Origin of the sequence: Streptococcus parasanguinis CC87K (assembly GCF_000507765.1) — a bacterium.
Taxonomy (GTDB): Bacteria; Bacillota; Bacilli; order Lactobacillales; family Streptococcaceae; genus Streptococcus; species Streptococcus parasanguinis_J.
Map to the genome: position 1 here is coordinate 1,091,300 of NZ_KI669401.1, position 12,385 is coordinate 1,103,684.

Sequence of the window (12,385 nt, forward strand, 5' to 3'; positions counted from 1 at the left end):
ATTAGTCTCCTAATCCGCTAAAGTCCACCTTTGGTACTGCTTTTTCTTCTTCAGGCACTTGAAGAAATTCAGCTTGTCTGAAGCCGAACATTCCAGCAATCACGTTTGTTGGGAAAGTTTCCAACTTGACATTGTAATTGCTTGTGACACTATTGTACAATTGACGAGCATAAGAAATTTTGTTTTCTGTGTTGGTCAATTCTTCTTGCAATTGCATGAAGTTGGTGTTGGCTTTCAAGTCTGGGTAATTTTCAGCCACCGCAAAGATGCCTGCTACTTGGCGTGAAAGAGCATCACTGGCTGCCATTGCTTCTGCAGGTGAAGAAGCTTGCGCTACTTGTTGGCGAAGTTGAGTCACTTTTGCTAGTGTATCTCCTTCGTACTTGGCATAGCCTTTAACGGTTTCGATCAAGTTTGGAATCAAGTCATTCCGACGTTTCAATTGCACATCAATTTGACTCCATGCTTCACGAGTTTGCATGCGGCTTTTCACCAAACCGTTGTAAACTCCTACTACAATCAACACAAGGACCACAATGATCCCAAGAATAATCCAAATCATTTTATTGAATTCCTTTCATTTCTTTCTACCAGTATATCAAATTTCCCTTATTTTGTGGTAAAATAAAAGCATGAAACCAGAAGAATTTTATGTCCTTTTAGCCGATCTCGGCTTTCCATTAACTGATCGTCAAAAAGAGCAATACGAACGCTATTTCGAGCTCCTCGTGGAATGGAATGAAAAGATTAATCTCACTGCCATCACCGAAAAAGACGAAGTCTATCTCAAGCATTTTTATGATTCTATCGCACCCATTTTACAAGGTTTGATCGAAAATCAACCCATCCGTCTCTTGGATATCGGAGCTGGTGCTGGCTTTCCCAGCCTACCAATGAAGATCCTATTCCCTGAGCTGGATGTGACCATCATTGATTCCCTCAATAAGCGGATCAATTTTCTCCACTTGCTGGCTGAAGAGTTGGGCTTAAGTGGAGTTCATTTCTACCATGGACGAGCTGAAGACTTTGCGCAAGATAAGGCCTTCCGTGCTCAATTTGACCTCGTAACTGCGCGCGCCGTTGCTCGGATGCAGGTCCTTTCTGAGCTGACCATTCCTTATTTGAAAGTAGGAGGGCGCCTCCTCGCACTTAAAGCTAGCAATGCTCCAGAAGAGTTGGAGGAAGCCAAAAACGCCCTGAATCTGCTATTTAGCAATGTTGAAGACAATCTACAGTATGAATTGCCAAATGGGGATCCTCGCTATATCACTGTTGTAGAAAAGAAAAAAGAAACCCCCAATAAATACCCAAGAAAAGCAGGCATGCCCAATAAGCGGCCTTTGTAATAAGATACAAAGGGCCAAGCGGATAAAGTCAAAAAAGAGGCTGAGACAAAAGTCCTAGTCTCTCAATTGTTTTTGGATTGTCGAGCAAGACGCAGTGGTTGAGTGGACTCTACTACGCTGATTTCATCAGCTTTTACAGCCCTACTCAACTGTGCGGAGGTGGGACGACGAAATCGAATTCTAACGAATTACCGATTTCTGTCCCACTCTCTTTTTTATTTTTGTTTCAATTCTGTTCGTAGGGCTTCTTGCTGCTCTTTTGTCAGATGAACGCCCTTACTTGCAACAATCTGGCTAGAGACTTTATTGGCAAAGCTTAAGGCTTGTGCGATATCTAAGCCTTCTAATCGGGCTGACAGAAAAGCTCCGACATGGCTATCCCCAGCACCTACTGTATCAACAACTTCTGCTGGGAAACCGGCCGCCTCATACCAGTTGCCATCATAGGCAACCGCTCCTTTTTCCCCCAAGGTGACAATGACTAATTGTCCCGTTCTCTGATACAAACGTTCGATGGCTGGCTGGATCTCTCTACACCCAGAAAAAGCCAGTGCTTCAGCCTCATTAACATGGAGAATCGGATGCAGATCATAAATTGCTTCCAGTCGATCTTTGGGAATCATGAGTCCGCGTGGTCCTGGTGCGAAAATCACCTGGCCTTCTAATTGCGAAACAGACTGCACCAATGCAAGACCGGTTGGCTCCTCGACTTCAAGGCCACACAAGTAGATGTAATCAAACGGATCTGTCTCGATCTCTTTTAGCCACTCTGCTCGGAAGCTATACTCTACTCTGTGGTCCGATAAGAAGGTCCTCTCACCATCAGACTCTACAAAGCAATAACAGCACCCATTGGCCCCTTCTAATGAGATGCTAGAAGAAATCCCTAATTGTTTTAGCTCTCTCCGAATAAAATCACCATACATCCCAGAACCAACAGGCGAGACAAACTGGTAGGGTTGCGACAAAAAATGAAGAATATTGACGACATTAAATGCACAACCTCCCACAGACCATTGTTGGTGATCAATATGGGCATCTCCTTCACGACTCGGCAAACGATCCAAGTAAATCATCACATCACAAACGGTAGAACCAATAATTAACGCAGCTGTCATCTTTTTCTCCTTACTTTGCCTTCTATTATACCAGAGGAAACATAAAAAACAACCAATCCCTTGTGGATTGGTTGTTTCTCTTTTCAATCTCGATAAACGGGTTGAGGGCCAAAAGTTTGGGAAACCGGCATGATTTCAATCCGGTTGACATTGACATGCTTAGGCAGTTGGATCAACCAAGCTACAGTATTCGCAATGTCTTCGGGCTGAATGGCATGGGCATCGCGATAGAGAGCCTCTACCCGTTCTTCGTCTCCTTTAAAGCGAACAGACGAGAACTCTGTTCCTTCACAAAGACCGGGTTCAATATTGCTGACACGAATCTTCTTCCCTGCTAGATCTGCTCGAAGATTGAGGGAGAATTGCTTGACAAAGGCTTTGGATGCTCCGTAGACATTGGCTCCTGGATAAGGCACTGTTCCTGCCGTAGAACCCATATTGATGACATAACCGTCATTTCTTTCCACCATCTGGGGGAGGATTTGCCGGGTCAAATAGGTCAGACCGATAATATTGGTCTGAATCATGGTCAGCCAGTCTGCGACCTCTGCTTCATAAGCTGGGGCGAGGCCTAGAGCCAAGCCAGCATTATTGACCAAAACATCCACTCTCTCCCAAGCTTTTGGCAAACTGGCAAGTGCATGATCTACCTGAGAAAGATCCGTCACATCCATTTGCAGGGGATAAAAGGTTTCTCCCAACTCTTCTTGGAGGGCCTGTAATTTATCGATGTGTCTAGCTGATCCGATCACACGGTATCCATCTGCTACTAAGCGACGGCAAATCGCTTGACCAAAACCAGCTGAAGCTCCTGTTACTAAAATCGTTTCTGACATGTCATTACCTCCATGGATTGTAAAAACGTCCCTGATTGAGAAAGATCAGGACAATACTCAAAACCAGAACAGCCAAGGCTGATAGAATCATCCCATAATCTTTCATTTCCATGGCTTGATGAGAATACCAGGTCCGCTTTTTATTTTTACCAAAGCGACGTAATTCCATGGCTGTAGAAATACTATCAATCCGCTCAAGTGAGCTAAAGATTAAGGGAGAGATGATTTGTAAATTGCCTTTGATCCGCTGGATCAGCTTGGCCTTTTTGGACAACTCCACCCCTCTGGCTTCCTGAGACAATTTAATCGTTTGATATTCTTCTTGTACGTCAGGAATGTAACGCAGAGTCAAGCTGACAGAATAGGCAATCTTGTAGGATACGCCAATTTGGTTGAGGCTTGAAGCAAACTGACTAGGATGGGTCGTCATCAAAAAAATCAAGGCTAGAGGTATGGTACAGACATACTTAAGAGCTAGATTAAAAAGATAAAAGAGTTCCTGCGAGGTTATACTATAGGAGCCCCACCCCTTCATCAGTACCGTCTTTGCCCCGTAGATCTCTACACCATACTGAGGGGCAAAGAGATAGACCATGACAACATTTAACAGTGCAAAAACAAGAGCAAATGCAAGTACAAATGAAATATCCCGAAATCGAATACGAGCTGTAGAGAATAACAGTAAGGCGCCCACACCAATTCCTAGAAGGAGCCGGGTATCATAACTCAACATGGCCGCAAGAGATACAAAAAGAAGAAAGAGTAACTTACTCGCACCTGAAAGGCGATGAAGAAAACTCGTCCCCTCATGGTAGCCGACTAATCGATGCTTCATGATCTACTCCTTTCTGTTGCATATAAAACTGCGTTAGCGCCAAGGGATCCATTCCTAATCGATTGGCTAAGGCAAAAATCGAAGTCTCTTTGAGATTAGCCTCTTGTAAAATATCCGGATGAGTGAACAGCTCTGCAGGTGAGAGATCAGCTAGAATTTGTCCGTCTGATACCACAAGTGCACGATCAGAATAATCCAACATCAGTTGCATATCATGGGTAATCATGACAATGGTATGGCCTTTTTCTTGCAAGCTATCTAGAAATTCCATGATGTCAGTGTAATTGCGTTGGTCCTGACCTGCTGTCGGCTCGTCCAAGACCAAAATTTCTGGTCCTAAAACTAGTATAGAGGCGATGGTCACCCGTTTCTTTTGCCCATATGAGAGGGCAGAAATCGGCCATTTACGAAACTCATAGAGACCACAAGTTTTCAGTGCTTGATAGACACGCTCCTTAATATCTTCTTCCGATATCCCCCGCAAGCGCAAACCTAGAGCGACTTCGTCAAAAATCATATTGGTCGAAATCATTTGATTGGGGTTTTGCAGGACATAGCCGACTCGCTCAGCCCGTTCCTTGACACTCTCCTGCTTGATATCTTCGCCTCTAGAGGTGTATTGCCCTTCTGTGGTAATGAATCCACAGATGGCTTTCGCAAGAGTTGATTTCCCTGCCCCATTCTTCCCAACAATCGCTAAGCGCTGCCCTTTCGGAATCGTGAGTGATATATCTTTTAAGATCGGATGATTTTCTTGATAAGCAAAGGAAATCTGCTCCAACTTCAATAGTTCTTCTGCTTCACCAGTTTTAGTAAAGGTCGCTTCTGGAATCACACAATTTACATCATCCAGTTGGATATCGTCCAAACGATCCAGATGCTCCAATTGATTGATATCCTGTCCAAGCTGGCGAAGAGTTGTTAAATAGAGGGGTTCTCGAATCCCATTTTCAGCCAGCAGTGTCGTCCTCAACAACTCATCTGGGCTCCCATTAAAGAGAACTTGACCTTGATTGATCAAGATAACCCGATCGACAGGACGGTAGAGTACATCCTCTAAACGGTGTTCGATAATAATGGTGGTCGTCCCCTGTTCTTCATGAATCTGATCGATAAGATCAATAATATCCTGACCCGACTTGGGATCTAGATTAGCCAGTGGTTCATCAAAAAGGAGGATCGGACTTTCGTCAATCAGAACACCTGCTAAGCTCACTCGCTGTTTTTGCCCACCGGACAAATCTTGTGGCCGATGATCCAAGAGCTTCATCAAATCCAAGCGTTCTGCCCAACTCTGCACACGCTCTTTCATCGTTCCCAGATCCACCATGTCATTTTCAAGAGCAAAAGCCAAGTCTTCTGCGACACTCAAACCAATAAATTGGCCATCTGTATCTTGCAAAACCGTACTGACCAAGTGAGATTTCTCATAAATACTGAGATCAAAGGCTTCTTTCCCCTGAATGAGGAATTGCCCACTACTGGTTCCCTTATAGATATTAGGGATAATCCCATTTAAGCACTGGCCAATGGTTGACTTACCAGAACCAGACGGCCCAACAATCAGAACCTTTTCCCCCTTATAAATGGTTAAGTTGAGATTTTTCAAGGTTGGTTCAGACTGTGCCTTGTATTGGAAGGAAAAATCCTTCAGTTCAATCATTGCTTCTTTCATTTAGTTTGCCTTTTCCCAAAAGAGAGCAAATTGGATGGCTAACTCCGCGATGCGATCCTTGCTATCTAAATCTTCATGACTAGATAAGGTTCGGATATCCCATTTTTCTTCCGAGAGGTGGTCAGCTGCATAGAAGAAATGGCAGAGCTCAAAGCCTCTATAAACTGCTAGGGCTGCCACTGCCGAACATTCCATATCCACACAGATGGCTCCTGCTTCCTTTCGTCGCTTCATCTTGTCGATGGTTTCCCGGTAGGGTGCATCTGTCGTCCACACTTTTCCTGACTGATAAGAAACCTTGTGACTATCCAGAAAGGCTTGGAAGAGAGGGAGGGTTTTCTTGTTTACTTCCACTTCATCACTAGCCGGCAGATAGTGGTAGCTAGTCCCCTCGTCGCGAAGAGCAGCCGTTGGAATGATGATGGAAGTCGCTTCGATATCACGGTCTAAAACCCCACAGGTCCCAAAGAGCACCAGTTTTTCCATCCCAAATTGAATCAAATCCTCTATAATCCCCACACAGGAAGCAGCCCCAACGGGTGCATTAAAGGCAGCAATTTGTTGGTCTTCAATAGTGATCCCATAGACCAGGACTTCAAAGTTGGCCATGGAGGTTCTTGCAATGACCTCATGGTCATAATTCTCAAGGAGGCGCGCAAAAGTTACTCTTGAAAAGCAAGAGATGACTACTTTGGGAAATCCTTCAATTGGTTGGTGTAAGTCTTGTGGATTGATAATCGCCTGTCGATTGGCATCAAATTCTTCTAACAGCATTTCGTGCACCTCTTTCATTCTACTTCTAGGCCCCTATTATACCATAATTAGCCTAGTCATTGGTTTTTGATCAAAGGAAGAGCATAAAAAAAGAACTGCTCCCAGACGTTAGATTTTTCGGATCAAACGTTGGAAGGACAGTTCCCTACGATATTGTTACTTGTTTTCCAACTGCGCTAATTCTAGCAAGCGCTCTTTGGACAATTTTTTAATTTCAATTTGACTAGCATCTAGCAGCTGGTATTCATCTGGCTCTAGCGCTTCTATAAGTTTCTTCAGTGCAAGAGAACCGACTGGATGGTAATTTTCTGGCTTATCCGGATCTCCATCGATCGCAACCAATAGAACTCGCCAATCAATGATACCCGCTAAGCCCACAATTTCTACATATTCTGCAGGAACATGTGGCACGCTTGGCAAGACCGTATCCGTATCTTCTGTCAAGCTATAGCTGGCTAAGAAGGCTCCTGTCTCCTCCTGTTGATAAAAACGAACTTGACTGAAATAAGCTGCACTATATTGAATCTTCTTGATAAAGGCAGAGTAGGCTTCTAGTGGATGGACATGGTTCAAGACTTCCTGCACTGTATCCCGATCCAAATAGACTGGATGAGCGAAGCCTTGTACTTCAAACTCTTTTAGATCTTTTTCCTTGGTCAAATTCCCCAGCGTTTCTAGGATAACGACTTCATAATCAAAATGGAAAATAGAATCTGGAGTATAGCTTGCACCCTCACTCGATACAATTTCGGTTCCTAGTACTTCTCCTAGGCGACTGATCCATCGAAGGGCCAACTGCCAATCTTCTTCTATTGCAAAAGAGGGCACCTGAATCTGATAAGACTCTTCCTCATCAAAATAGCGTAACTGCAGAGGAAGACCGCTCTTGCCAAATACGATACAGTTCAAGCCTTCAAAATCATTTAAAGGACGATGAAGGGTGGCAGGATCATAGTTGTAGGTTGTTAACCCCTCCACTAATTTAAGAACTTCCTGTGCTGTGAGTACTTTCTGATAGCCAAATAAGCTCTTTTTATTTTTGATTGAAAACACGATACTCATTTGTTTTCTCCTTTGTGAAATCGCTTACCTAAAGTATAGCACAATTTTCAATCAATTTCCATATAAAAACAGCCTGAGCTTTCAGGCTGTTTGTTTCCATTATGCAGGTGCTCCATCAAGTGTCTCACCGATAAGGGCCAAACGCTCAGCAACCTCTGCTTGTGACAAGTTGTGTTCTTCAACATAACGATTGCGAGGGTGAACCCGGCACTCATGCGAACATCCGCGAAGATACTTGTCTTCGTTTTCTTCTGAGGTCAAGATGCGACGGTTACAGAAAGGATTTCCACAGTTGACATAGCGTTCGCATGGTGTGCCATCAAACCAATCTTTTCCGACAACACTTGGATCGACATGGTTGACATCGACTGCAATCCGCTCGTCAAAGACGTACATTTTCCCATCCCACAGTTCGCCTTGAACTTCTGGATCTTTCCCGTAAGTGGCGATTCCACCATGCAATTGACCAACATCTTTGTAGCCTTCACGCACCATCCAGCCAGAGAATTTCTCACAGCGGACTCCACCAGTACAGTAGACGACAACGCGTTTGTCCATGAATTTTTCCTTGTTATCACGGACCCATTGTGGCAACTCACGGAAATTGCGGATGTCTGGACGAATAGCGCCACGGAAGTGTCCAAGATCGTACTCGTAGTCATTCCGAGTATCAAGGACAACGGTATCTTCGTCGAGAAGAGCTTCTTTAAACTCTTTTGGAGACAAATAAGCACCTGTTGTTTCAAGGGGATTGATGTCGTTATCGAAATTATCATCTTCTAAACCAAGGTGGACAATCTCTTTCTTATAACGTACAAACATCTTCTTGAAAGCTTGCTCTTCTTCCTCATCGATCTTGAACCAGAGGTCTTCCATCCCTGGAAGGCTGTGAACGTAGTCCATGTATTTTTGTGTTGTTTCGTAGTCACCAGAAACAGTTCCATTGATTCCTTCGTCAGCGACTAGGATACGTCCTTTGAGGCCGATTGATTTACAGAAGGCCAAGTGATCAGCCGCAAATTGTTCTGCGTTTTCGATGGGAACATATTTATAATAAAGTAATACACGAATAGGTTTTGCCATGTCATTCTCTTTTCTAAGATTAAATTATCAGAATTTTTCATTCAACTATACCAGTATACTCTCCCAAGAAAACGAATGCAATTTATTTGACTGAAAAATAAAAGCCTGGTTTCCCAGACTTTTATACGATGAAACCAGGGTTCCAACTTCCTACTCTTCCTTTTCCAACTGATCCAGATAGGCTTCATAGCGTCTTTTCTCAACTTTTGCAAGAAGCATTACAAGAGTATTCACTCCCCATACAATTGGAAGATTCAGTAAAAAGGTAATAGGAAGTACTAGTAAGAATTTTGAATGGAAGGGATTTGCCTGATAGACAGCTTGGTTTAATTGAAAATTTTGAGCCCAGATGAACAAGGAGAGAATAGAGGTTACTGCTACAATTCCCGTCACATTTAGATAGCTATAACTGATAAATCTCACACCCAATCGTTGACAACGCACCGAATAATATAATCCTGAGACGATGAGTAAGGCTACCACCATGATTGGACTGAGCCCCACCTTAGATGTAAAAATGGATCCTACACTAAAAACAGTTAAGGCAAGGAAAAGAAAAACAGCCATCTCAGCACCAGCCTTATGAGCTAAGCCTTCTTCTCGTTCATCTATGATTTGTTTGTTCAGCAATTGTAATCTCATCCCTTCCTCCTTATTCTTCATCCTCTAATTCTGCCTCGATCTTCTCTTGTTTTTTCCGATTGATAAGAGCAAGTGGTTTTTCAAGCAGATCTGTCAGGATGGCAAAGACGAGAATTTCTAATAGAATTTTGACCAGATACTTTGGACTCAAGATAAAGCTCATTGCTTCTCTCTTTCCAATCACATCCATAGCTGTCACAAGCACAGCAAAGAATAGACCTGACCCAAGGCGACTCAACCAGCTATCTTTTTCTAACATATCTCGGATATCAATCCCTGAACTGATCCTTCTCACAAAGGCATAGGCTCCCATGGCAATCAGAAGGAACATCTCAGGGAGATAAGCGACTAGGTCTAAGTCCAGGATACTGGATTTCACAAAGGCAGATAGGGCAATAAAGCAGGTCATACCAAGGACAAGTTCTCCTGCGATTTTTCCATCAAGTAGCATGGTCCGTTCATCTTTTACAATTGGTTCTTTCTTTTGTTTCATATTCTTCCTCTTTCTATTATTAAAACTGTTACTCCCAGAACAGTTGATCCAGCGTCTTATCCAAGGTCTTACAGATGGCAAGGCAAAGACTGAGGGTTGGGTTATACTTTCCCGCCTCAATCAGACCGATGGTCTGGCGCGTCACTCCAATGGCATCTGCAAGATCCCCCTGGGTCATGTCATGCTCGACCCGGGCCATTTTTAATTTGAGATTTTTCGCCACAGGCTTTTCCTTTCTTATTTTTATAGCTCTATTATACACTATATTTTCTATTTTGCAATATATATCTTACATTTTGTAAAAAATATTTTTGATAAAACAAAAAAGAGGCTGGGACAAAATGAACTGCACCCCAAAAGTTAGACAGAAAAAATCTAACTTTTGGGGTGTTTTTATTATGAAATTAACTTATAAAGATAAAGTTCAGGTCTATGAACTTAGAAAACAAGGGAGAAGCTTCAAAGAGCTTTCAAATATATTTGGGATAAAAATTCCCAATCTTCAGTACATGATTAAATTGATTGATCGTTATGGAATAGAAATCGTCAAAAAAGGAAAGAATTGTTACTATTCACCTGAACTAAAACAAGAGATCATTGATAAAGTTCTGATTGAAGGTCGTTCACAAATAAGGGTATCTCTAGATTATGCTCTTCCAAGTGTTGGAATGTTGCCTAATTGGATAGCACAATATAAGAAAAACGGGTATACTATTGTTGAGAAAACAAGAGGGAGACCGCCTAAAATGGGACGTAAACCAAAGAAGAACCCCGAAGAGATGACAGAGATAGAGCGACTTCAGGAAGAATTAGAATATTTGAGAGCGGAGAATGCCATTCTAAAAAAGTTGAGGGAACTCAGATTGAGGGACGAAAAGGAGCAAGAAGAAAAACAGAAATTGTTCAAGGATTGGTAACAGAGTTTCCTTTAGATATCCTTCTAAACATTATCAAACTTGCTCGTTCAACCTATTATTACCACTTAAAGCAACTGAATCAAGTGGATAAAGATCAAGCTATCAAAGTGGAAATACAAGCCATTTATGATGAACATAAGGGAAATTACGGCTATCGTAGAGTTACTCTTGAATTAAGAAATCGTGGTCGTGCGGTCAATCACAAAAGGGTGCAGCGTCTGATGAAAATTCTTGGTTTAACAGCTCGTATTCGTCTTAAACGTAAGTATTCTTCATATCTAGGAGAAGTTGGCAAGAAAGCAGATAATCTTATTCAACGCCAGTTTGAAGCATCCAAACCAATGGAAAAGTGCTACACAGATGTGACAGAGTTTGCCATTCCAGCGAGCAGTCAAAAGCTCTACTTATCACCAGTTTTAGATGGCTTTAATAGCGAAATTATCGCCTATAATCTCTCAACTTCACCAAACTTAGAACAAGTGAAAGCTATGTTAGACCAGGCCTTCACAGAGGAGCATTACGAAAATACCATTCTCCATAGTGACCAAGGTTGGCAATACCAACATCAGTATTATCATCAATTTTTAGAGGATAAAGGGATCCAACCGTCCATGTCACGTAAGGGAAATAGTCCAGACAATGGTATGATGGAGTCCTTCTTTGGCATTCTTAAGTCTGAGATGTTTTATGGTTATGAGAAGACGTTTCACTCACTTGAGCAATTGGAACAAGCTATTGTAGACTATATTGATTATTACAACAACAAACGCATTAAGGTAAAATTAAAAGGACTCAGTCCTGTACAATACAGAACTAAATCCTTTGGATAAATTAATTGTCTAACTTTTTGGGGTCAGTACAAAAATCCTAGCCTCTCAATTATTTTTGGATTGTCGAGCAAGACACAGTGGTTGAGTGGGCTCTACTACGCTGATTTCATCAGCTTTTATAGCCCTACTCAACTGTGCGGAGGTGGGACGACGAAATCGAATTCTAACGAATTACCGATTTCTGTCCCACTCTCTTATCTTCTGTACATTTAATCTTTGGTCAAACTTCCATCTTTTGTTTGAGTCCGTGCATAAGCAATCAAGAGAAGAGAACCTGCAACAGCTACTGTTAAAGCATTAAATGAACCGGCAACAACACCTTGTAGGAAGACTTTATTGGCACTTTCCTTGTAGATCAAGACATCTCCAACCGGAGCAATCAAGCCCCAGATCACAAGGTTGGATACGATTTGAACAACGTTAAAGACAATTAATTCTTTCTTTGTCACTTCCCCTTTAAATTCACCGATTTGTTTGCGGAAGAAACCAACAAAGAGTCCAAACAAACCACTTGAAATGATCCAAGTCCACCAAAGACCACCTGACATAGCGTCCTTAATGGCATGACCAATCAAGCCCATTAAGAAGCCGACAATTGGGCCAAAGACTACACTAAAGAGAGCTTGAAGGGCATATTGCAACTGAATGCTCGTATTCGGTGCAGGTGCAGGGATTTGCAACATAGCAATCACGACAAAGAGGGCTGCTCCAACCCCAATAGCTACAACATCTTTAATTGAAAATAATGATTTCTGTTTCATTATGATATCTCCT

At 42.4% G+C, this 12,385-nt stretch carries 14 protein-coding genes; 2 read left to right on the plus strand and 12 right to left on the minus strand.

All coding sequences use genetic code 11. The annotated features are described in order from the left end of the window. Position 1: 1 nt before the first annotated feature. A complete protein-coding gene (locus tag HMPREF1195_RS05325) occupies positions 2–562 on the minus strand; it encodes a LemA family protein (RefSeq protein WP_023918932.1) in 561 nt (186 codons plus the stop codon). A 70-nt stretch (positions 563–632) separates the two neighbouring features. Between HMPREF1195_RS05325 and rsmG the strand changes: the two genes are divergently transcribed. Next, the gene (gene rsmG / locus HMPREF1195_RS05330) at positions 633–1,346 is read left to right on the plus strand and encodes a 16S rRNA (guanine(527)-N(7))-methyltransferase RsmG (protein WP_023918934.1); all 714 of its coding nucleotides are present in this window, start codon (positions 633–635) and stop codon (positions 1,344–1,346) included. Positions 1,347–1,561: 215 nt separating this feature from the next. Here rsmG and HMPREF1195_RS05335 read toward each other — a convergent pair whose 3' ends face one another. The 10 genes from HMPREF1195_RS05335 to HMPREF1195_RS05380 all read right to left on the minus strand — a co-directional run bounded on the left by HMPREF1195_RS05335 (position 1,562) and on the right by HMPREF1195_RS05380 (position 10,087). Beyond that, the gene (locus tag HMPREF1195_RS05335; protein WP_023918935.1) at positions 1,562–2,464 is read right to left on the minus strand and encodes a carbohydrate kinase family protein; all 903 of its coding nucleotides are present in this window, start codon (positions 2,462–2,464) and stop codon (positions 1,562–1,564) included. Between the two features lie 83 nt (positions 2,465–2,547). Continuing rightward, the gene (locus HMPREF1195_RS05340) at positions 2,548–3,300 is read right to left on the minus strand and encodes an SDR family oxidoreductase (protein ID WP_023918936.1); all 753 of its coding nucleotides are present in this window, start codon (positions 3,298–3,300) and stop codon (positions 2,548–2,550) included. A gap of 4 nt (positions 3,301–3,304) precedes the next feature. Further along, the gene (locus HMPREF1195_RS05345; protein WP_023918937.1) at positions 3,305–4,135 is read right to left on the minus strand and encodes an energy-coupling factor transporter transmembrane component T family protein; all 831 of its coding nucleotides are present in this window, start codon (positions 4,133–4,135) and stop codon (positions 3,305–3,307) included. Continuing rightward, positions 4,107–5,810, minus strand: coding sequence for an ABC transporter ATP-binding protein (locus HMPREF1195_RS05350; RefSeq protein ID WP_023918938.1), 1,704 nt, complete (start codon positions 5,808–5,810; stop codon positions 4,107–4,109). Before HMPREF1195_RS05350 ends, HMPREF1195_RS05345 begins: the two co-directional genes overlap by 29 nt. Further along, the gene (locus HMPREF1195_RS05355) at positions 5,811–6,584 is read right to left on the minus strand and encodes a nucleoside phosphorylase (protein ID WP_021153738.1); all 774 of its coding nucleotides are present in this window, start codon (positions 6,582–6,584) and stop codon (positions 5,811–5,813) included. Positions 6,585–6,740: 156 nt separating this feature from the next. Beyond that, positions 6,741–7,646, minus strand: a complete 906-nt coding sequence (locus HMPREF1195_RS05360; protein WP_023918939.1) for a DUF4299 family protein — start codon at positions 7,644–7,646, stop codon at positions 6,741–6,743. A gap of 99 nt (positions 7,647–7,745) precedes the next feature. Then, positions 7,746–8,729, minus strand: coding sequence for an oxygen-dependent tRNA uridine(34) hydroxylase TrhO (trhO, locus tag HMPREF1195_RS05365; RefSeq protein WP_023918940.1), 984 nt, complete (start codon positions 8,727–8,729; stop codon positions 7,746–7,748). A 150-nt stretch (positions 8,730–8,879) separates the two neighbouring features. Beyond that, positions 8,880–9,371: a DUF6773 family protein gene (locus tag HMPREF1195_RS05370; RefSeq protein ID WP_023918941.1), complete on the minus strand. Its 492-nt coding sequence runs from the start codon at positions 9,369–9,371 to the stop codon at positions 8,880–8,882. Positions 9,372–9,381: 10 nt separating this feature from the next. Continuing rightward, complete coding sequence (locus HMPREF1195_RS05375; protein WP_003008473.1) at positions 9,382–9,864, minus strand: DUF6773 family protein; 483 nt, start codon at positions 9,862–9,864, stop codon at positions 9,382–9,384. Positions 9,865–9,892: 28 nt separating this feature from the next. After that, on the minus strand, positions 9,893–10,087 hold the full coding sequence (locus HMPREF1195_RS05380) for a helix-turn-helix transcriptional regulator (protein ID WP_003005328.1): 195 nt from the start codon (positions 10,085–10,087) through the stop codon (positions 9,893–9,895). Between the two features lie 175 nt (positions 10,088–10,262). Here HMPREF1195_RS05380 and HMPREF1195_RS10705 point away from each other — a divergent pair. After that, positions 10,263–11,611 (plus strand): IS3 family transposase gene (locus tag HMPREF1195_RS10705; protein ID WP_155246333.1). Its coding sequence is split into 2 segments (ribosomal slippage): positions 10,263–10,728 and positions 10,728–11,611, totalling 1,350 coding nucleotides; the frame shifts between segments, so codons are not numbered across the junction. 209 nt (positions 11,612–11,820) lie between these two features. On the opposite strand, the gene HMPREF1195_RS05395 is transcribed toward HMPREF1195_RS10705, so the two are convergent. After that, entirely contained in the window at positions 11,821–12,372 is a 552-nt protein-coding gene (locus HMPREF1195_RS05395; RefSeq protein WP_023918944.1) for an ECF-type riboflavin transporter substrate-binding protein, read from the minus strand. Positions 12,373–12,385: the final 13 nt, after the last annotated feature.